Source organism: Acidovorax cavernicola (genome assembly GCF_003581445.1).
Genome location: NZ_QXMN01000004.1, coordinates 81,369 through 101,086, shown reverse-complemented (window position 1 = coordinate 101,086; position 19,718 = coordinate 81,369). Strand labels below are relative to the sequence as shown.

The 19,718-nt window shown below is 68.7% G+C and carries 20 protein-coding genes and 2 riboswitches; of the genes, 12 read left to right on the top strand and 8 right to left on the bottom strand.

Annotated features, from left to right (window positions below; all coding sequences use genetic code 11):
* Positions 1-7 precede the first annotated feature (7 nt).
* From D3H34_RS06425 to D3H34_RS06415, 3 genes are read right to left on the bottom strand one after another with little or no spacing between them, the layout of a single operon-like run.
* Positions 8-1,771, bottom strand: a complete 1,764-nt coding sequence (locus tag D3H34_RS06425) for a phosphoethanolamine transferase (protein ID WP_119552608.1) — start codon at positions 1,769-1,771, stop codon at positions 8-10.
* Between the two features lie 57 nt (positions 1,772-1,828).
* Positions 1,829-2,404 (bottom strand): phosphatase PAP2 family protein, encoded by a 576-nt coding sequence (locus D3H34_RS06420; protein ID WP_119552607.1) that lies wholly within the window; start codon positions 2,402-2,404, stop codon positions 1,829-1,831.
* A complete protein-coding gene (locus D3H34_RS06415; protein WP_119552606.1) occupies positions 2,391-3,101 on the bottom strand; it encodes a phosphatase PAP2 family protein in 711 nt (236 codons plus the stop codon). The genes D3H34_RS06420 and D3H34_RS06415 overlap by 14 nt, the downstream gene beginning before the upstream one ends.
* Before the next feature lie 142 nt (positions 3,102-3,243).
* Here D3H34_RS06415 and D3H34_RS06410 point away from each other — a divergent pair, with 142 nt between their 5' ends.
* On the top strand, positions 3,244-3,918 hold the full coding sequence (locus tag D3H34_RS06410; RefSeq protein WP_119552605.1) for a response regulator: 675 nt from the start codon (positions 3,244-3,246) through the stop codon (positions 3,916-3,918).
* Positions 3,918-5,276, top strand: coding sequence for a sensor histidine kinase (locus D3H34_RS06405; protein ID WP_119552604.1), 1,359 nt, complete (start codon positions 3,918-3,920; stop codon positions 5,274-5,276). Before D3H34_RS06410 ends, D3H34_RS06405 begins: the two co-directional genes overlap by 1 nt.
* A 21-nt stretch (positions 5,277-5,297) precedes the next feature.
* Here the strand turns inward: D3H34_RS06405 and D3H34_RS06400 are convergent, their stop codons facing one another.
* From D3H34_RS06400 to D3H34_RS06390, 3 genes are all read right to left on the bottom strand, one after another.
* A complete protein-coding gene (locus D3H34_RS06400; protein WP_119552603.1) occupies positions 5,298-5,720 on the bottom strand; it encodes an acyl-CoA thioesterase in 423 nt (140 codons plus the stop codon).
* Positions 5,717-6,550 (bottom strand): DMT family transporter, encoded by an 834-nt coding sequence (locus D3H34_RS06395; protein WP_286185483.1) that lies wholly within the window; start codon positions 6,548-6,550, stop codon positions 5,717-5,719. The genes D3H34_RS06400 and D3H34_RS06395 overlap by 4 nt, the downstream gene beginning before the upstream one ends.
* A gap of 77 nt (positions 6,551-6,627) precedes the next feature.
* On the bottom strand, positions 6,628-7,410 hold the full coding sequence (locus D3H34_RS06390) for an SDR family oxidoreductase (RefSeq protein ID WP_119552601.1): 783 nt from the start codon (positions 7,408-7,410) through the stop codon (positions 6,628-6,630).
* A gap of 153 nt (positions 7,411-7,563) precedes the next feature.
* Here D3H34_RS06390 and D3H34_RS06385 point away from each other — a divergent pair, with 153 nt between their 5' ends.
* Positions 7,564-9,267 (top strand): electron transfer flavoprotein-ubiquinone oxidoreductase, encoded by a 1,704-nt coding sequence (locus D3H34_RS06385; protein WP_119552600.1) that lies wholly within the window; start codon positions 7,564-7,566, stop codon positions 9,265-9,267.
* 64 nt (positions 9,268-9,331) lie between these two features.
* Here the strand turns inward: D3H34_RS06385 and D3H34_RS06380 are convergent, their stop codons facing one another.
* Entirely contained in the window at positions 9,332-10,393 is a 1,062-nt protein-coding gene (locus D3H34_RS06380) for a hypothetical protein (RefSeq protein ID WP_119552599.1), read from the bottom strand.
* A 58-nt stretch (positions 10,394-10,451) separates the two neighbouring features.
* On the opposite strand from D3H34_RS06380, the gene denD reads away from it, so the two are divergent.
* From denD to D3H34_RS06360, 4 genes are all read left to right on the top strand, one after another.
* The gene (gene denD, locus D3H34_RS06375) at positions 10,452-11,468 is read left to right on the top strand and encodes a D-erythronate dehydrogenase (RefSeq protein ID WP_119552598.1); all 1,017 of its coding nucleotides are present in this window, start codon (positions 10,452-10,454) and stop codon (positions 11,466-11,468) included.
* A 72-nt stretch (positions 11,469-11,540) separates the two neighbouring features.
* Positions 11,541-12,512, top strand: coding sequence for a TRAP transporter substrate-binding protein (locus D3H34_RS06370; protein ID WP_119552597.1), 972 nt, complete (start codon positions 11,541-11,543; stop codon positions 12,510-12,512).
* 106 nt (positions 12,513-12,618) lie between these two features.
* Positions 12,619-13,113, top strand: coding sequence for a TRAP transporter small permease (locus D3H34_RS06365; protein WP_119552596.1), 495 nt, complete (start codon positions 12,619-12,621; stop codon positions 13,111-13,113).
* Positions 13,110-14,387: a TRAP transporter large permease gene (locus tag D3H34_RS06360; RefSeq protein WP_119552595.1), complete on the top strand. Its 1,278-nt coding sequence runs from the start codon at positions 13,110-13,112 to the stop codon at positions 14,385-14,387. The genes D3H34_RS06365 and D3H34_RS06360 overlap by 4 nt, the downstream gene beginning before the upstream one ends.
* Positions 14,388-14,454: 67 nt before the next feature.
* On the opposite strand, the gene D3H34_RS06355 is transcribed toward D3H34_RS06360, so the two are convergent.
* Positions 14,455-15,240, bottom strand: a complete 786-nt coding sequence (locus tag D3H34_RS06355; protein WP_119552594.1) for an AraC family transcriptional regulator — start codon at positions 15,238-15,240, stop codon at positions 14,455-14,457.
* A gap of 108 nt (positions 15,241-15,348) precedes the next feature.
* On the opposite strand from D3H34_RS06355, the gene D3H34_RS06350 reads away from it, so the two are divergent.
* The 5 genes from D3H34_RS06350 (at position 15,349) to gcvH (ending at position 19,694) form a co-directional block, all read left to right on the top strand.
* Entirely contained in the window at positions 15,349-16,536 is a 1,188-nt protein-coding gene (locus tag D3H34_RS06350) for an MFS transporter (protein ID WP_119552593.1), read from the top strand.
* A 136-nt stretch (positions 16,537-16,672) separates the two neighbouring features.
* Positions 16,673-17,143 (top strand): L,D-transpeptidase Cds6 family protein, encoded by a 471-nt coding sequence (locus D3H34_RS06345; protein ID WP_119552592.1) that lies wholly within the window; start codon positions 16,673-16,675, stop codon positions 17,141-17,143.
* A gap of 105 nt (positions 17,144-17,248) precedes the next feature.
* Complete coding sequence (locus tag D3H34_RS06340; RefSeq protein ID WP_119552686.1) at positions 17,249-17,785, top strand: hypothetical protein; 537 nt, start codon at positions 17,249-17,251, stop codon at positions 17,783-17,785.
* Between the two features lie 31 nt (positions 17,786-17,816).
* Positions 17,817-17,907: riboswitch (glycine riboswitch) on the top strand.
* 12 nt (positions 17,908-17,919) lie between these two features.
* Positions 17,920-18,032, top strand: a riboswitch (glycine riboswitch).
* A gap of 47 nt (positions 18,033-18,079) precedes the next feature.
* Positions 18,080-19,252, top strand: a complete 1,173-nt coding sequence (gene gcvT, locus D3H34_RS06335) for a glycine cleavage system aminomethyltransferase GcvT (RefSeq protein ID WP_119552591.1) — start codon at positions 18,080-18,082, stop codon at positions 19,250-19,252.
* Between the two features lie 70 nt (positions 19,253-19,322).
* Entirely contained in the window at positions 19,323-19,694 is a 372-nt protein-coding gene (gene gcvH / locus D3H34_RS06330) for a glycine cleavage system protein GcvH (protein WP_119552590.1), read from the top strand.
* The last annotated feature ends 24 nt before the right edge of the window (positions 19,695-19,718 follow it).

The window sequence follows — 19,718 nt, the reverse complement described above, 5'->3', positions numbered from 1 at the left end:
AGCAGGCTCAGGCCTTGCCGCGGCACGAGGCCAGCGCGTCGAGCGCCGGCTTGTAGGTGGGCGTGGTCACGTCCATCAGGCCCAGCACCGTGTGGTACAGGTTGTCGTGCGTGAGCGGCGCATCCAGCCCCGCTTCCATGCACGAACGCGAGAGCTTGCGGCGCTCGCTCATGCCGTCGCCGAACCACGTGACCATGGGCACGTGCTTTTGCGCATCGGGCGCGAAGCTGTACGGCACGCCATGCAGGAACAGCCCGTATTCGCCCAGCGACTCGCCGTGGTCGCTCACGTAGAGCAGCGCCGGGTCGTACTGCTTCGACTGGGTCTTGAGCCAGTCGATGGTCTGGCCGAGGAAATGGTCGGTCTGGGCGATCGAGTTGTCGTAGACGTTCATCAGCTCGGCATGCGCGCATTCGGCCAGCGCGTTGGTCTTGCATTCGGGCGTGAAGCGCTTCAGCTCGGGCGCCGAGCGCTTGTAGTAGGCCGGTCCGTGGCTGCCCATCTGGTGCATCACCAGCACCACGCCCTTGGCGCGGCGCTCGGCGGGCAGCGCGGCAATGCGTTCGTCGAGGCCCTTGAGCATCACGTTGTCCAGGCACTCCTCGCCATCGCACAGCGCCTTCTTGGTGGCGGCGTCGAGGCCGTCGAAGGCCGAGGCGTTCGGGATGCGCGCGCACACGCCCTTGCAGCCGGCCTGGTTGTCGAGCCAGAACACCGCCAGGCCCGAGGCCTGCAGCACGTCCATCAGGTTCTCGTACTCGTTCTTGCGCGACTCGTAGCCGCTCTTGCCCAAGGCCGAGAACATGCAGGGCACCGAGGCCAGCGTGTTGGTACCGCACGAGCGCACCTCGCGGTAGCTCAGCACGTCGCGCTTGGCGAGCTCGGGCGTGGTGTCGCGGGCATAGCCGTTCAGTCCGAAGTGATCGGAGCGCGCGGTCTCGCCCACCACCACCACGAACAGCGGCGGCCGCTTCTGCGCCGCGTAGCTCGGGCCCAGCGCGGTGCCGGCGGTGATCGGGATCAGCTTGCCGCTGCGCTTGAACATCGGCTTGAGCACCACGGCGCCGGCCGAGTACAGGCTGGCGATCGGGTTCATCATGTAGCGCAGGTGCACGTTGTTGCGCATCAGCGGCGCCAGCTGCCGGTTCATGGCCACGCCCGTGACCACCGCCACGACGGCGGCCAGCGCCAGCAGCAATGCGTTGCGCCAGAAGTGCGACAGCAGCCCCATCGGCACGATGCGCACGCGCCAGATCGCCCAGGCCGCCGGCAGCACCACCAGGGAGACGTTGAGGGCCATGCGCCAGCTCAGAAGGTCGCGCGCTTCGTTGGGGTCGGTCTGGAACGCGTTCGCGATCATGCTCGGGTCCATCACCACGCGGTACTGGAGCATGTAGTGCTGCGCCACCGCGGCGATCACGACCACGAGCAGCCACAGCGGCTTCATCCAGCGCGACCAGGCCGTGAGCGACAGCATCGCGACGGTGCCGCACAAGGTGAACATCCCCAGCCCGAAGACGGTCGGCAGGTAGGTGCTGGGCGCACCGCCCAGGCGGGCCAGGTCGTTCAGCAGCGGCCAGTTGGTCGTGAGGCCCAGGTACAGGCTCAGCCAGACGATCACCTGCCGGGTCGAGCGGGGCTGCGAGATCCAGCGGTCGATGCGTTGCCAGAGAGTGCCCGCAGCGCCTGAATCCGCCAGCGGCGCGGGACTGGATTCAGAGCGGTTGGTGGCGCGCGCTACCAGCGCGGATTCGAGACGCGAAACAGACATGCGGCCAATGTAGGCAGCGCGCCTGAAGAGAGCCTGAACAGTTCATTCAGAGCGCATTCAGGCTCGGCCGATGCGCGCGCGGCGCAGCAGCCGAAGGCGCGGGCTGCGCGACACCGCGCGGCCGGCCGGACGGCTGATGCCGCGCTCCACCACGATCGAGACCAATGCCGCCAGGATCGCGGCGGCCGTCACGTCGGTGGGGAAATGCAGGCCCAGGTACAGCCGGCTCCAGGCCACCACCACCGCCGCCAGCAGCGCGAGCCGCATGGGCGTACGCCACGGCAGGCACCACAGCGAGAAGGCGGCGGCAAAGGTGCCGGCCGCATGCAGGCTGGGAAAGCCCGGCCGCACGCCCTGTGGCACCCACTGGATGCCCAGTCCGTAGAACGCAGGCCGCGGGAATGGCAGCAGCGAGCGGAAGGTATTCACCACCAGCCACACCACGAGCACGCTGACCAGCGCCGTGAAGAAGGCATGGCGCCAGCGGCGGTCGACGGCCGCCGCGGCCGCGATCGACAGCGCCAGCAGCGTCGGCAGCACGTCGGATGCGAACATCGCGAACCGGATGCTCCACGCCGGCGCCGACGCCGAGGCGTTGACCCAGCTGAACAGGGCGAAATCAAGGGCTTGCATGCAGGGGCGCGGGGCGCTCGTGAGGAAGGGAAGGCCGGCGGCGCGTGGCCACCAGGTCGATGAGAAAACCGACGGTCCAGCAGATCCAGGCGGTCCACAGCGTGTGGCTCATGTAGTGGGCGCCGCGCATCTGCTGCGTGAGGCCCAGCACCAACCCGGCAGCGAGCGTCACGCCCAGCCAGATCGCAGCCGCGCGTGGTGCGACGCGCCGCAGCACGAAGTACCCGCCGAGGTAGGCGAAGGCGGCCGACGCATGGCCCGCCGGGAAGCAGCCGCCCGGGCCGCCGTCGCTCACGCCCCATGCCCAGTGCGACACATGGCGCGCGACGCCGCCGAACTCCTGCAGGTCCCACGGGCAGCTCGTGGCGCTCGCGTGCTTGAGCAGGCTGACGGCCACCACCGACGCCAGCACGGTCAGCGCCAGGCGCGCCCGCGTGGGCATGTCGAGCCGCCGCAGCACGCCCACGGGCCAGCGGATGGCCGCGAACAGCCCGGCCACCAGCAGCCAGCTCAGGTTGCGCGCACCCTCGTGCATCACGTGGACCAGGAAGGGGTTCTCGCGCCAGGGAAAGCCCATCGGTGTGCCTGCCAGGCGGGCCAGCGGCAGGTCGCCGCCAAGGGCGTCCCAGGTCATCAACAAGGCCAGGGCAAGCAAGGTCAGGGCTCCGAGACGGAGGTTCGCGGTACGACGGGTCATGAAGAAAAACAGGCCTCGGAACAGACTGGCGCGAGCCTACGCACGCGGGATGAACCCAGTCTGAAGCGACCTGAACGATTCCTGACGCGCCGATCCGGCCAGGGGGCGGCGCTAGACTTCGAGTTTTTGTAAGGGCCACCGCGTGCGAATCTTGCTGGTCGAAGATGACAGTTCGTTGGCAGACGCGGTCTGCAGCTACCTCGTCGCCAAGGCGTTCGTCGTCGACGTGGCCCCCAGCCTCTCCGAAGCGCGCGGCGCCCTGCTCTCGGTGCAGTACGCGGCGGTGCTGCTCGACCTGCACCTGGGCGACGGCGACGGTCTCTCGCTGCTGCCGCAGGTGCGCGCACTGCGCGAGCCGCCCATCGTGATCGTGCTCACGGCGCGCGACCAGGTCACCGACCGCATCCGCGGTCTCGATGCGGGCGCCGACGACTACCTCATCAAGCCCTACGACCCCGCCGAGTTGCTCGCGCGGCTGCGTGCCGTGGAACGCCGGCGCAGTGCCAACACGTCGCCGGTGCTGCAGCTGGGCACGCTCGAAATCGACCTCGCCCACGACCGCGTGCGCAAGGACGGCACGCCCGTCGTGCTCACGCAGAAGGAGTGGGCCCTGCTGCGCGTGATGGCCACGCGGCCCGAGCGCATCCACACGCGCGACAACCTGGCCGATGCGCTCTACGGCTTCGGCGACGAGGCCGACAGCAACACGCTCGAGGTGTTCATCAGCCGCCTGCGGCGCAAGCTGGGGCGCAGCCACATCCAGACGCTGCGCGGCCTGGGCTACCGGCTGTCGTTCTCGGCGGACGACGAGGAATGATGAGCGGCTCGTTGCTGCGCGACCGCCGCGACTCGCTCGCCGGCCGGCTCACCCGCACGCTGATCCTGTGGGTCGGCGGCGTGTGGCTGGTGTGCGTCTTCGCCGTGGTCTGGTATGTGGACCGCGAGATCAACCACAACTTCGACAACGAACTGGTGGAGGTGTCGCATCGCATGTTCGACATGGCCGTGCAGGAGCTCGAGAAGCTGCGCCTTCATCACGAGAACGGCAACCAGGACACGCCGCTGATCGCGCCCAAGCAGCTCTTTTCCGAAGACGCCGTGATGTACCAGGTGGTCGACGTGCACGAGCACGTGCTGCTGCGCTCGGCCGAAGCCCCCGACGACGCCTTCGACGTGCCGCTGGCCGCCGGCTTCGCCAACAACCAGACCTGGCGCATCTACACCGTGCGGCACCCGACGCTGGGGCTGTACTTCCAGGTGGCCGACCCGCTCGACGAGCGCCGCCGCGCGTTGAACCGCACGCTGTTCGGCCTGATCATCCCGCTCGGCGCCGTGCTGCCGCTGCTGGCGCTGGTGCTGCGCCGCGTGGCGCGCACCGAGCTGCGCGTGCTGCAGCAGCTGGCCGCCGAGATCGAGAAGCGCAACGGCGCCGACCTGCGCCCGATCACCCTGCCCGGCCTGCCGCAGGAACTGCGCGCGGTGGGCGACGATGTCAACCGCCTGCTGGAGCGGCTGTCGCAGTCGCTCGACGTGGAACGCGCGCTGGCCGCCAACGCCGCGCACGAGCTGCGCACGCCGCTGGCCGCCGCGCGGCTGCGGCTGCAGACCGCGCTCGACCACGACCTCAAGCGCACCGACGTCGAAGGCGCGCTGCAGGCGCTGCAGATGCTCAGCCATCGCGCGGAAAAACTGCTGCAGCTGTCGCGCGCGGAGTCGGGCGCCTCGCTCGCGCGGGCGCGCGTCGACCTGGTGCAGCTGGCGGGCACGGTGGCGCAGGAGTTCTGGCAAGACCCGCAGATCAACGAACGTCTGAAGCTCAAGGTGCCCGACAGCACGGCGCCCGTGGCCTTCGGCGACGTCGATGCGCTGGCGATCGCGCTGCGCAACCTGGTGGAGAACGCGCTGCGCTACAGCGGCGACGGCCGCGTGACGATCGAGGTCGCGGCGCCGTGCGTGCTTGCGGTGCGCGATGCCGGTCCGGGTGTCAGCGCCGAGCAGCTGCAGACGCTGCGCAAGCGCCATGTGCGCCACGGCTCGGACCGCGCCGGCTACGGCCTGGGCATGTCGATCGTGGGCACCATCGTCGAGAAGCACCACGCGACGCTGGAACTGGCCTCGCCGCCGCCCGGCGCGGCGCGCGGCTTCGAGGCGCGCATCGTGCTGCAGCCGGCCTGAGCTTTTTTCGTCAGCGCGTCTTCAATCGCTGACGATCTCGCGCAGCCAGTCGGGCAGCGCCAGCGCCTTCTGCTTCGGGAAGTCGACCCAGATGGTGGTGGCGCCGCCGGCGGCGCAGATCAGGTCGGGCGCGTCCTCGCGGACCATGGTGGCCCAGCTCTCGAAGGTGGTGCGGCCCGGATCGCTCACGTACATCTTGATCCGCACGTTGCCCGGGTACTCGATCTGCCGGTAGAAGTTGCAGAAGGCGTTGACGATCACCATGCCCTCGCCGCCCGGCGTGGGCTCGACGCCCAGCGAGCGGATCCAGTCGATGCGCGCGGTCTCGAGGTAGCGGAAGTAGGTGCCGTTGTTGAGGTGACCCATGGCGTCCATGTCGCCCCAGCGGATGGGGATCGACATCTCATACACGAGCTTCTTCTTTTCGGGGATTTCGATTCTCATCGGTGGGCCTTGATGGATGCGAGGATGCCCAGGACGAACAGCAAGGCAGCCACCCATTCGGTGGCCTGCGGCCAGCGGCCATCCCAGAGGAAGGAATAGAGCAAGGCGAACAGCGTCTCGCTCACGATCAGCTGGCCGCACAAGCTCGCCGAGAGGCGCTGGCTCGCCACGTTCCACAGGATGGTCGCGAGCCACGACGAGCCGAAGCCGCCCGCCAAGGCGATCCAGATGAACAGCATGCCGTCGGGCTGTGACTGCAGCGTCGCGACATCGCTGCCCGCCACCGCCCACAGCAGCAAGGCGCCGAGGCCGGTCGCGATGCCGAGCCAGTTGGCCCAGTCGGCCGCATGCACCTCGCGGTGCCGCTGCAGCCAGGCGGCGTTGAGCAGGCCGTAGACCGTCCAGCTCACCATCGAACACAGCGCCAGCGCAATGCCCCAGCCGAAGCGCGCGCCGCCGCCACCGCCCGCGCCGTGCTGCGCCGACCACGCGCCCCAGATCATCAGCGCGATGCCCGCGCCGGTGAGCAGCAGGCCGGGCAGCAAGGCCCGCATGTGCAGGCCGGCAGGTCGGCCCAGCAACATCATCCAGACGGGAATGGTGCCGATGATGAGGCTGGGCACCTCGGTGCCCGCGGCCTGGATGCCGAAGGCCAGCAGCAGGTAGTAGCCGCTGAAGCCCAGCACGCTGAGGCCGAGCGCCGCCAGCGCCTGCGGGCCCGTGGGCCAGCGCACGGCCGCAGGCCGTGCGAACACCGCCAGCGCGGACACCGCGCCGAACACCGCGAAGCGCGCCGCCGTGATGTCGACCATGCCGAAGTGGCCGACCATGCGCGGCGCCACGAACACCAGGCCCCAGAGCGCGCCGGCGCCGAGGCCGGCGGCAATGCCGATCCAGGCCCGGGGGCTCAGAGCGCGAACCCGTCGTCGGCGGCGATGACCGCACCGTTCACGAAATGGCTCTGGCCGCTGGCCAGCAGCACGATCAGGCCGTCGAGGTCTTCGGGCTTGCCCACGCGCTTGCGCGGCAGCATGTTGACCAGCTTGGCGCCGCCCTCGGTGCTCCAGTGCTCCTCGTTGAGCTCGGTCGTGATGTAGCCCGGGCACAGCGCGTTCACGTTGATGCCGAAACGGCCCCACTCGAGGGCCATGGCCTTGGTCATCTGCACGACGGCGATCTTGCTCATGCAGTAGGTGCCGATCTGCGGCATGACCTTCAGCGCCGCGGCCGAGGCGATGTTGATGATGCGCCCGCCGATGTAGGTGCCCGGCGCCGTGCCCTGCGCGCGCGCCAGCATGCGCTTGCCGACCTCTTGCGCGACGAAGAAGGAGCCCTTCACGTTGGTGTCGAAGATGTAGTCGTAGTCGTCGGGCGTGACGTCCTGCAGGCGCTGCGTGGCGCTCACACCCGAGTTGTTGACGAGGATGTCGATGGGGCCCACCTCGGTCTCGGCGCGCGCCACGGCGGCCTTGATGCTGCCGAAGTCGGTCACGTCGAGCTCGACCACGTGGGCGTCGCCGCCCTCGCCTTCGATGCGTGCACGCAGTTCCTTGAGCTTCTCGACGCGGCGGCTGGCCAGCACCACGGCAGCGCCGGCACGGGCCAGCGTTTTCGCGAACTGGGCGCCCAGACCGCTGGAGGCGCCGGTGACGAAGGCCACGCGGCCGGAGAGATCGATGCTGTAAGCCATGAACACAATCCTGTGGAGTCACGCAGGTGACGCAAAGGCCCGGCATGGCGCCCCCCGCCCGCTGGCGACAAGGCCCCCACCGGACGCCGCATAAAATGTTTCGCGAACCGGGAAGCCCCCGCGCCTCGAAAAATCATTATCGACCCAACCCACATGACGCACGACGAAATCCTCGCCCAGTTCGGCCCTCGCGAAGCCATGGAATACGACGTGGTCGTGGTCGGCGGCGGCCCCGCCGGCCTCTCGACCGCGATCCGCCTGAAGCAGCTCGCCGCCCAGCAGGAGAAAGAGATCTCCGTCGTCGTGCTCGAGAAGGGTTCCGAGCCGGGCGCGCACATCCTGTCGGGCGCCATCATGGACCCGCGCGCGCTCAACGAACTGCTGCCCGACTGGCAGGAACTCGGCGCCCCGCTGAACCAGCCCGTCACCGACGACGCCATGGTGTTCCTGGGCGAAAAGTCCGGCCTGCGCACGCCCAACGCCTTCCTGCCGGCCTGCTTCCAGAACCACGGCAACTACATCATCAGCCTGGGCGCCTTCACCAAGTGGCTGGCACAGCAGGCCGAGAACCTCGGCGTGGAAATCTTCCCCGGCTTCCCGGCCGCCGAAGTGCTCTACAACGAGAACGGCTCGGTGCGCGGCGTGGCCACCGGCAACATGGGCGTCGGCAAGGACGGCGAGCCCACCGAGAACTTCCAGCTCGGCATGGAGCTGCTGGGCAAGTACACGGTGTTCGCCGAGGGCGCGCGCGGCCACTTGGGCCGCCAGCTCATCGCCAAATTCAAGCTCGACGCCGGCAAGGACCCGCAGACCTACGGCCTGGGCGTCAAGGAAGTCTGGGAAATCGACCCCAAGCGCCACCAGCCCGGCTTCGTGTTGCACACGGCCGGCTGGCCGATGGACAACAACACCTACGGCGGCGCGTTCCTCTATCACATGGAGGACAACAAGGTCACGATGGGCTTCATCACCGGCCTGGACTACAGCAACCCGTACCTGAGCCCGTTCGAGGAAATGCAGCGCTGGAAGCTGCACCCCAACATCCGCTGGTACCTCGAAGGCGACGAAGCCAAGGGCATCAAGCCCGCCAAGCGCATCGGCTACGGCGCGCGCGCGATCACGGCCGGCGGCCTGATGTCGCTGCCCAAGACGGTGTTCCCGGGCGGTGCGCTGGTCGGCTGCGAGGCCGGCTACCTCAACGTGAGCCGCATCAAGGGCAGCCACGCCGCCATCAAGACCGGCATGCTGTGCGCCGAGGCCGCGTTCGACGCCGTCATGGCCGGCCGCCAGCACGACGAACTCACGGCCTACCCGGCCGCGTTCGAAAAGAGCTGGCTCTACACCGAGCTGAACAAGGCACGCAACTTCAAGGCCTGGTTCAAGAAGGGCCTGGGCATCGCGACCGTCATGAACGGCGTCGAGCAATGGCTGCTCAAGGGCCACATCCCATGGACCCTGCGCCGCAACAAGCCCGACCACCAGTACCTGAAGCCGGCCGCCGAGTGCAAGCCCATCGTCTATCCGAAGCCGGACGGCAAGCTCACCTTCGACCGCCTGTCGAGCGTGTTCATCAGCAACACGAACCATGAGGAGCACCAGCCGGCCCACCTGACGCTGAAGGACGCGTCGGTGCCGGTCAACGTCAACCTCTCGAAGTTCGCGGGCCCCGAGAGCCGCTACTGCCCGGCGGGCGTGTACGAGTTCGTGCCCGACGAAGCCAATGCCGGCAAGGAGCGCCTGCAGATCAACGCGCAGAACTGCGTGCACTGCAAGACCTGCGACATCAAGGACCCGACGCAGAACATCGTGTGGGTCACGCCCGAAGGCGGCGGCGGTCCGAACTACGTGGGCATGTAAGACACGCCCGCGTTCTCAGGCAACGCCCTGGAAGCCCTCTCCGGAGGGCTTTTTTCATGGGGCTTCAGTCGAGGTACGCAGTGACCTCGTCGGGCGTGAGGAAGTGCACCAGCGACACCTGCGGGTTCTGCTCGGCATGCAGCACGTGGGTGAACCCGTTCCAGCCGCGGGCGGGCTTGTCGTCCGTTTCCAGCGCAACGAGCACCAGACGCCCCTGCTTGCGCGCGTTCTCGCGCAGCGTGCCCTCGCCCCAGGACCATGCCATGCGGTCCACCAGCTCGCCCTTGGCGAAGGCCGTCGCCTGCAGCCAGAGAAAGGAGGCTGAATCGCTGTCCTCGTCGCGGCGCGCACGCGGCGGCTGCCGGATGCCCAGCGTCTGGGCGTGCGTTTCCATCAGGTCCTGCAGCAGCGAGAACGCGTGGAAGTTGTTGTTGATGCCCTGGGCGCGAACGACCATGCCCGCGCGCGACGCCGGCAGCAGGACCACCAGCTCGTCCTCGTACGACAGCTGGGCCGCCGCGCGCAGGAAGTGCAGCGCCTCGAAAGGCAGCGAGTCGTTGGCATACATGGCCTCGATGTGCGCGAGCAGGGCTTCGTCCGCCAGCAGCGACTGGTGATTGCGCACATCGCGCACCACCATCGTCATGAGCGGCAACACCAGCAGATCGACCGCGCGCTGGAGCGCATCGACCTCGAAGCGCGCCTGCGGCGACAGCGACGCGAGCGCGACCTCGGCGGCCTGCCAGGCGGCGAGTTCTTCCTGGTCCTGCGGTTCGTCGTCGTCCTCGTCGGGTTCGTAGGGCTGCGCCGCGCAATACGGCGCCAGCGACGCCAGCAGGCGCCCCGCCAGTTGCCGCACGGCATCGAACATGAGCTGCGGGTCGGCGCCGTTTTCCACCAGCGCGCCGCAGAACACCGCCAGCAAGGCGGCGCGGTGCGGATGCAGGTCGCCGAGCTGTGCGATGGCGGCGCGCAGCACCTCGTCCTTCGCCGAACCCTCCACCACCTGGAAGTAGAGCGCACGGACCTCCGGCCGCTTGAAGAAGGAAGCCTGGGTGTCGAGGTCGGTGTCTTGAAGGACAGGCAAGCGCAGCGTGGCGAGGAGATCGGGAGGCAGCATGGGCATGCGCAAATTGTGCGGCACCCGCCGACGCTATCCTCGCGGCACAAGGAGACAAGACCTCATGCACATCGTCATCACCGGCGGCGCCGGCTTCCTGGGCGCACGCCTCGCGCGCACCCTGCTGGCCCAGGGTCGGCTGTCGCTCGCCGGCGCCCCCGCCCGCGACATCGCACGCATCACGCTGGTCGACCGCGCTGCGCCGCCACCCGACCTCGCGGCCGACGCCCGCATCGCGGCGACCATCGGCGACCTCAATGCCCAGCTGGCCGACGACGGCGCCGCCTTCTGGCGCGAAGCCGATGCGGTATTTCACCTAGCCGCCGCCGTCAGCGGCGAATGCGAGGCCGATTTCGACCTCGGCATGCGCAGCAACTTCGCCGCCACGCACGGCCTGCTCGACAAGCTGCGTGCGCTCGGCACGCGGCCGGTGCTGGTGTTCTCCAGCTCGCTCGCCGTGTTCGGCGATTCGCCCGAGCAGCCGCTGCCCGCGCTCATCGACGACCGCACGCTGCCCACGCCGCAGACCAGCTACGGCATCCAGAAATTCATCGGCGAACAGCTGGTGGCCGACTACACGCGCAAGGGCTTCGTGCAGGGGCGCAGCGTGCGCCTCATGACGGTGAGCGTGCGCCCCGGCCGGCCGAACGGCGCGGCCTCGGGCTTCTTCAGCGGGATGATCCGCGAACCGCTCGCGGGCCTGCGCGCGGCCTGCCCCGTGCCCGAGGAGACGCCCGTGGCCATCGCCTCGCCGGCCCGGACCATCGAGGGCATCGTGCGCGCCGCCGAGGCGAGCGACGCCGACTGGGGCCCGCGCACCGCGCTGAACCTGCCCTCGCTCGCCACCACGGTGGGCGAGATGGCCGCCGCGCTCGAACGCGTGGCCGGCACGGCGGCCACCGCCCTGCTCGACCGCACGCCCGACGCCACCATCCGCCGCATCGTGAAGACCTGGCCGGGCCGCTTCGACACGCCCCGCGCCCGGGCCCTGGGCCTGGCGGCCGACGAGAGCTTCGATGCGGTGATCCGCGCCTACGTCCGTGAAAATCCCGACGCGGTGAAACTGGTTATTGGTGCATAGTCATTTCTTTTGCATGAAACCGGTCTCAGGCCTCTTTCGCGCATCCTTTTTTCCAACCGAGGAGACAGACAAATGAAGTTGACCCGACTGGCCGCTGGCCTGGTGCTGGGCATGGGCATGGCCTGCGCCGTTTTTGCGCAGACGACCATGAAGATCAGCATTTCCGTGGCGCAGAACTCGCACCAGGGCGTGGCCATCGACACCTTCGCGAAGGAAGTCGAGAAGCGCACCGGCGGCCGCTACAAGGTCCAGACCTTCTACAACGGCGCGCTCGGCGGCGAGCGCGAGTCGATCGAGGCGGTGCAGCTGGGCACCCAGGAACTGGCGTTCTCCTCGACTGGCCCGATCCCGAACTTCGTGCCCGAGACCAAGATCCTCGACGTGCCCTTCCTGTTCCGCGACAAGGCGCACGCACGCGCCGTGCTCGACGGCCCCATCGGCCAGGACCTGCTGACCAAGTTCGATGCGAAGGGCTTCAAGGCCCTGGCATGGGCCGAGAACGGCTTTCGCCACATGACCAACAGCAAGCGCGACGTGAAGGCCCCTGAGGACCTCAAGGGCCTGAAGATGCGCACGATGGAAAACCCGGTGCACATCGCCGCCTACAAGGGCTTCGGCATCGTGACCACGCCGATGGCCTTCCCCGAGGTGTTCACGGCGCTGCAGCAGGGCACGGTCGACGGCCAGGAGAACCCGCTGCCGGTGATCATCTCGGCCAAGTTCGACCAGGTGCAAAAGCACCTCTCGCTGACCGGCCACGTCTACTCGCCCTGCATCTTCGTGATGAACAAGGCCACCTTCGACAAGCTCAGCGCGGCCGACAAGCAGGCCTTCATCGACGCCGCCAAGGAAGGCGCCAAGGCCAACCGCGCCCGCGTGGACGAGGACGACGCCAAGGGCGTGGCCGACCTGCGCGCCAAGGGCATGACCGTGATCGACAACGTCGACAAGGCCAAGTTCGTGGCCGCGCTCGCGCCGGTGAACGCCCAGTTCGAGAAGGACTTCGGCAAGGCCAACCTCGACAAGATCCGCAACTACAAGTGATGAACCGGCGCCTGTCCCCGACGGCGCCGACGCCCGCGCAGCCCCTGGCTGGCGGGCTTTTTTTGTTGGGAAACCTGAGAAATTCGAGAAACGCGAGTCGTTGCGTATGAAAGAAAAATTCCTCGGCATCGAGCGCTGGACCACCGGCGTCTCGATGATCGGCGCCTGCCTCATGCTGGTGGTCGCCTCCGCGCTGGGCGTGTTCCAGATCGTCACCCGCTTCGTGCTCGAGCAGCCCGCCGAGTGGAGCGAGATCCTGATCCGCGTGAGCCTGATCTGGATGGTGTTCCTCGGCATCCCGATGGCCTTCCGCCAAGGCGCGATGGTGAGCGTCGACGTGCTCTACCGCTGGAGCCCGCCACGCGTGCGCCGCGTGCTCGACGCCGTGGTGGCACTGGCTGCGCTGGTGCTGATGCTGGTCATCCTCTGGTGGGGCTGGGACTACGCCATGCGCGGGCGCGTGCAGTCGATGGCCGGTCTCGAAAGCCTGTCGATGGTCTGGGCCTACCTGGCGTTGCCCGTCGGCTCCGTGTTCTGCCTGTTCGGCATTGCGGGCAATTTCCTTGATCCGAAGCGGCTTGAGTTGGAGACTGCGCAATGAGTGTGGTGATGGTTGCAACGATGGTGCTGTGTTTTGCACTGTCGATCTCGGTGGCCGTGTCCATCGGTCTGGCGTCGATCCTGGGCATCCAGGTCACCAACGCCAACATGCTGATCTCCGTGAAGGAGATGTTCAATTCGATCAACAAGTTTCCGCTGGCGGCCATCCCGTTCTTCATCCTGGCCGGCAACCTGATGGAGACCGGCGGCATCTCGCGCCGCCTGGTGGAGTTCGCCAAGAGCATCGTGGGCGGCGTGCAGGGCGGCCTGCCGATGACCTGCGTGCTGACCTGCATGATCTTCGCGGCGGTGTCGGGCTCGTCGGTGGCGACCACCTTCGCGATCGGCGCGATCCTGATCCCGGCGCTCATCAAGCACGGCTACCCCACCTCGTACGCGGCGGCGCTGCAGGCCACGAGCGCGGAGCTGGGCGTGATCATCCCGCCCTCGATCCCGATGATCCTGTACGGCGTGAGCGCCGAAGTCTCGATCGGCGAGCTGTTCATCGCGGGCTTCGGCCCCGGCATCCTGATCAGCCTCGCGCTGATGCTCTTCGTGTGGGTCTACTGCAAGTGGAAGGGCTGGGGCAAGAACGACGGCGACGGTCGCATGCCCTTCGGCCGCGCGCTGTGGCAGGCCGGCTGGGCACTGCTGATGCCGGTGATCATCCTGGGCGGCATCTACGGCGGGATCTTCACGCCGACCGAGGCCTCGGCGGTGGCGGTGTTCTACGCGCTCGTCGTCGGCATGGTGATCTACCGCGAGATCAAGATCACCGACCTGTTCGCGATCCTGCGCAAGTCGGTGCTGTCGTCGGCGGTGATCATGTTCATCATCGCCAACGCAGGCCTGTTCGCCTTCCTGATCACCCGCGCCGGCGTGCCCGATGCCATCGGCCACTGGCTGCAGGAGGTGCTGAAGTCGCCCGCGATGTTCCTGCTGGGCGTGAACGCGGCACTGTTCGTGATCGGCATGTTCATCGAGACGAGCGCGGCCATCATCGTGCTGGCACCGATCCTCGCGCCGGTGGCGGTGCATTTCGGCATCGACCCGGTGCACTTCGGCCTGATCATGGTGGTGAACCTGGCGCTGGGCATGATCACCCCGCCCTTCGGCGTGAACCTGTTCGCCGCCTGTACGGTGGCGCGCATCTCGCTCGACCGGATCGTGCGGCACCTGATCCCGTTCGTGCTGGTGATCCTGGCCTGCCTGATGGTGATCACCTACGTGCCCTGGATTTCGCTGTCGCTGCGCGACCTGGTCTACGCCAGGTAGCCGGCAGCGCGCAGCCATGCACGCCACTTGAGGCGGGCGGCCTTCGCGGGCCGCCCGCCTTGTCGTTTCAGCGCTCCTTTTTCTGTTGCAGGTACTGGCTCGGTGGCACGCCGAGCGTGCGGCGGAACATCGCGGTGAAGGCGCTCGGGCTCTCGTAGCCGTGCGCCAGCGCCACTTCCAGGATCGACGCGCCCGCGGCCAGCCGCGGCAGGCTCAGCAGCAGCCGCGCCTGGCGGCACCATGCACCGAAGGTCATGCCGGTCTCGCGTTCGAACAAGCGGGCCAGCGTGCGCGCATTCATGTGCAGCCGCTCGGCCCAACCGTCGAGCGTGGCGGGCTGCGAAGGGTCGCGAATGAGTGCCTCGCACAGCGCAGCCAGGCGCGCGTGGCGCGGCATCGGCACATGCAATGACAGCGCGGGCGCGGCCTCGATCTCGTCCAGGATCAGCTCCATCACGCGCTCGTCACGCCCGCCTGGCGGGTAGTCGAGCGGCAGCGAGACCGCCGCCACGATCAGCTCACGCAGCAGCGCGCCCACATGGATCACACGGCAGTCGGCCCCCAGGTCGGCGCGCGTGCCGGGCTCGACGAAGACGGTGCGCATCTTCACCTCGCCGGCCATGCGGATCTGGTGCGTCATGCCCGGCGGCACCCAGACGCCGCGTCCGGTCGGCACCACCCAGCTGCCGGGCTCGGCGCTGACCATCATCACGCCCGAGATCGCGTGGATGAGCTGCCCGCGCCGGTGCGCATGCGGCGGAATGAAGGCGTCGCCGGCCGGGTCGGTCGCCAGCACGGCCACGGCGCGGGGGGTCGATTCGCCTTCTTCGGGGCGCAGATTCAGTTTGTCCATTTCACGACGATGTTTGCACATTCGTGGCGAGAACATCTTTTCGTGTCTTCCTACGATGGCTTTCCCCCTCTTTTTCTCCAACCGGACATCGAAGAAAGAAGCCATCGCATGAACTCGCGCCGACTCGGGCTGCTCACCGGCACCCATGCCGTCAACGACCTCTACCAGGGCCTCGTGCCCGCGCTGCTGCCCCTCATGGTGCTGGAGCGCGGCTACAGCTACACGGCCGTGAGCGGCCTGATGCTGGCGGCCACCGGGCTGTCGAGCGTGGTGCAGCCGCTGTTCGGCCTGTACGCCGACCGCCACCCGCGCGCCTGGCTGGTGCCGGTGGGCTTCCTGGTGGCGGCGCTGGGCGTGGTGCTGGCGGGCCTGAGCCAGAGCTACCTGCTGACCTGGATCGCGGTCGCGCTGTGCGGACTGGGCATCGCGGCCTACCACCCGCCGGCCACCGTGGCCGCGCGCGCGGCCGGCGGCGCCTCGCAGAAGGCGATGAGCGTGTTCTCGGTGGGCGGCACCATCGGCGCCTCGTTCGCGCCCGTGCTGGCGGCCACGGTGGTCGGTGGCGGCAGCCTGTCGCGCAGCTACCTGCTCGGCATTCCCGCGCTCGCGATGGGCGTGGTGTGGGTCGCGGCGAACGTGCGGCGTGGTGCGGCGGCCGGCACGTCGTCGGCATCGCGCGGCTCGAAGGCGGGCGCCCCGGTGCTCAAGCCCCACAACGACTGGCGCGCCTTCGGCCTGCTGGTGGCGACCATCGTGGGCTGGTCGATCCCGTACGTCACGGTGCTGTCGATGCTCTCGCTGCGCATCACGCGCGACCTGCACGGCACCAGCTTCCAGGGCGCCGCGGCGCTCACCGCTTTCACTGCGGCTGGCGCCGTGGGCACGCTGGCCGGCGGCTGGCTCGGCGACCGCATCGGGCGCATGGGCACGATCCGCTGCGGCTACCTGCTCGCGCTGCCGGCCATGGCGGGCCTCGTGCTCGCATCGACGCCCGGCATGGCGTTGGCCTGCACCGCGTGGCTCGGCATGAGCATGTTCCTGCCCTTCGCCGCGCAGGTGACGCTCGCGCAGGACTACCTGCCGCGCAACCCGGCCACCGCCAGCGGCATCACGCTCGGGCTCGCGCTCTCGGTCGGCGGGCTGGTGTCGCCGCTGTTCGGCATGCTGTCGGACGCACGCGGGCTCGGCACGACGCTCACGGTGGTGCTGTGCGTGCTGTGCGTCGCGACCGTGCTGGCCTTGCGGCTTCGCAACCGCACGGTGCAGGTGATGACGGGTGAGGCTGCGGCGGCCTGAGTTCGACCTCGCGCTCTGAGCAACAGACCACGGAAATCCGTGGGCGATTCAACGCCACGCGTCCCCTCTTTCACTGCCAGAATCGACGCAAGCTTCGACGTCGAGCCTGACAGAGCAGAAGAAGGAAAAGGACGCCATGCATCGAATCGCCGCCCAAGGTTGCAGCCTCGCCGCCGCCGGCCTGCTGGCCACGGCCGGTTTCGCGGCCACGCCGGGCGCACCGGCGGTACCGGCCACGGCGCCCGCCGTTGCGGCGAACCCCATCGCCAGCCTCGCCGAAGTCGAAACCGCCGTGCGCGCCTGGGCTGCTGCCTGGTCCGCGCGTGACGTGGAGCGCTACCTCGCGGCCTACGCGCCCGACTTCACCCCGGCGCGCGGCCAGACCCGCGAGCGCTGGGAGGCCGACCGGCGCGCCCGCATCACGGGCAAGTCGCGCATCAGCGTGGGCATCGAGGGCTTGGTGATCAGCATCCAGGGCACCTCCGCCAGCGCGCAGTTCCGGCAGGTCTACCGCGCCGATGCGCTGACCGAGACCGACCGCAAGACCCTCGAACTTCAGCGCGTGGGCCCGCGCTGGCTGATCCGCAAGGAGAGCGCGGGCACCTGACACGGACGCATTCGCGCCCCAATCCCCCTGTAGGCAAATGGTTCACGAAGATGTCACCACTTGCAACGATGCTGCAGCCTTCGACCTCCGAAAGCTGTGGCCGCCATGTTCCCCACCAAGACCGAGAAGGCACGCGACGAACTCCAGGCCGGGCAGCGCACGCTCAGCCAGCGTGAGCGCGCGCTGCTGCTGATGGCCGACGGCCGGCGCACGCTGACCGACTTCAGCCCCCTGTTTCCCAGCCGTGTCGAGGCCGAGCAGGCGATCCAGGGGCTGATGCAGCGGGGCTACCTGCAGGAGGCGCGGCCGGCCCCGGTGCCACCCGCTCCCGCCCCCACGCCCGTCCCGGCCGCGGAGCCGATCCAGGTCGCCACGTCGGCCGACAGCTTCGACGGCAAGCGCTCGCTGGCCACCACGCGCATGTTCCTGTTCGACATCTGCGAGCGCATGTTCGTGCGCCGCGACCCGCGCTTCGCCAACCAGATGCGCGACGCCCTGCGCGAGGCCCGCGACCGCGAGGCCATGCTGACCATCGCCGCGCTGATGCTCTCCGAGATCGAGAAGAGCGCCGGCCCCGAGCGCGCCGACTCGCTGCGCGAGCGCATCGACAAGCTGCTGCCGCCGGCCGAAACCGTGCACTGAGCCGTCGGGCCCGGCCGCTCGATCCACTACACTCGTCGGGTCAGGAGAGAGCCCCGCGCGACGGGGCCGCCGAAGGCGCAGGGGTTCCCCGAACGCTCAGGCAAAAGGACTGACAAGACGCCGGCAACCACCGGCGTTTCCTTGCTGGAGAGAGGCCACTGCACCCCGGGTGCAACGATGGCCCACCGAAGGAGCAAACCCCGATCGTGGGGCGAATCTCTCAGGTAAAGCGGACAGCAGGGGTGGCCCGTGGCGTTGCAGCCATGGATTTCGACTGCCCCTTTGGAGTGCCCCGTGGCTGCTTCTTCCGCTTCCGACGCTCAACTTCTCAAGACCCCACTGTACGACCTCCACGTGGAGCTCGGCGCCCGCATGGTGCCCTTCGCCGGCTACGCCATGCCCGTGCAGTACCCCGCCGGCCTGATGGCCGAGCACAAGCACACGCGCGACGCGGCGGGCCTCTTCGACATTTCCCACATGGGCCAGTTGCGCCTGGTCGGCCCCGACGCCGCCGCCGCCTTCGAGACCCTGATGCCCGTCGACGTGGTCGACCTGCCCGCCGGCAAGCAGCGCTACGGCCTGCTGCTGAACGACGAGGGCGGCATCCTCGACGACCTGATGTTCTTCAACGAAGGCAACGGCTCGCTCTTCGTGATCGTCAACGGCGCCTGCAAGGTGGCCGACCTCGCCCACATCCAGAACAGGATCGGCGCGCGCTGCGAGGTGCAGCCCCTGCCTGACCACGCCCTGCTGGCGCTGCAGGGCCCGCAGGCCGCCGCCACGCTGGCGCGGCTGTCGCCCGGCATCGAGCGCTTCGTGTTCATGACCGGCGGCGCGGTGCAGATCGGCGGCATTCCCGCTTTCGTCACCCGCAGCGGCTACACCGGCGAAGACGGCTTCGAGATCTCGGTGGCCGCCAAGGATGCCGAGGCGCTGGCCCGCCTGCTGCTCGCGCAGCCCGAGGTGAAGCCCGTCGGCCTGGGCGCGCGCAACTCGCTGCGGCTGGAAGCCGGCCTGTGCCTGTACGGCAACGACATCGACACCACCACCACGCCGGTCGAAGCCTCGCTCAACTGGGCGATCCAGAAGGTGCGCCGCGCCGGTGGCGCGCGCGAAGGCGGCTTTCCGGGCGCGGCCAAGGTGCTGGCCCAGCTGGCCGCCGTCGCCTCGGGCGCGGCCGGTCACACCGACCACGAGACGCTCACGCGCAAGCGCGTCGGTCTGGTGGCGCTGGAACGCATTCCGGTGCGCGACGGCACGCTGCTGCAATCGCTCGAAGGCCACGACATCGGCACCGTGACCAGCGGCCTGCTCGGCCCCACGGCCGACCGTTGCGTCGCCATGGGCTACGTGGCCGCCGCCTTTGCCGAGCCCGGCACGCGCGTGCAGGCCATCGTGCGGGGCAAGCCGGTGCCGATGGAAGTCTCGACCATGCCCTTCGTGCCGACGCGCTACTACCGCGGCTGATTTTTCAAGCGCCTCGCCGACCCGGCTAGGCTCTGCACCCCGATTCATTTTTTCCACGAGGAGTTTTTTCATGAGCATCAAGTACACCAAGGACCATGAATGGGTGGCGGCCGAAGGCGGCGCTGCCACCGTCGGCATCACCGTGCATGCGCAGGACGCGCTGGGCGACGTGGTGTTCGTCGACCTGCCCGAAGTCGGCAAGACCTTCGCGCAGGGCGAGGTTGCCGGTGTGGTCGAGTCGGTGAAGGCCGCCGCCGACGTGTTCATGCCCGTGTCGGGCGAGATCACCGAAGTGAACGAAGCGCTGCGCGCCGACCCGTCGCTGGCCAACACCGATCCGCTGGCAGCCGGCTGGTTCTTCAAGGTCAAGCTGAGCGAACCCGCACAGCTCGACGCCCTGCTGGACGCTGCCAGCTACGACAAGTTCGCCGCCGAATCCTGATCCGCTGAGTTCTTCAGCACCTTT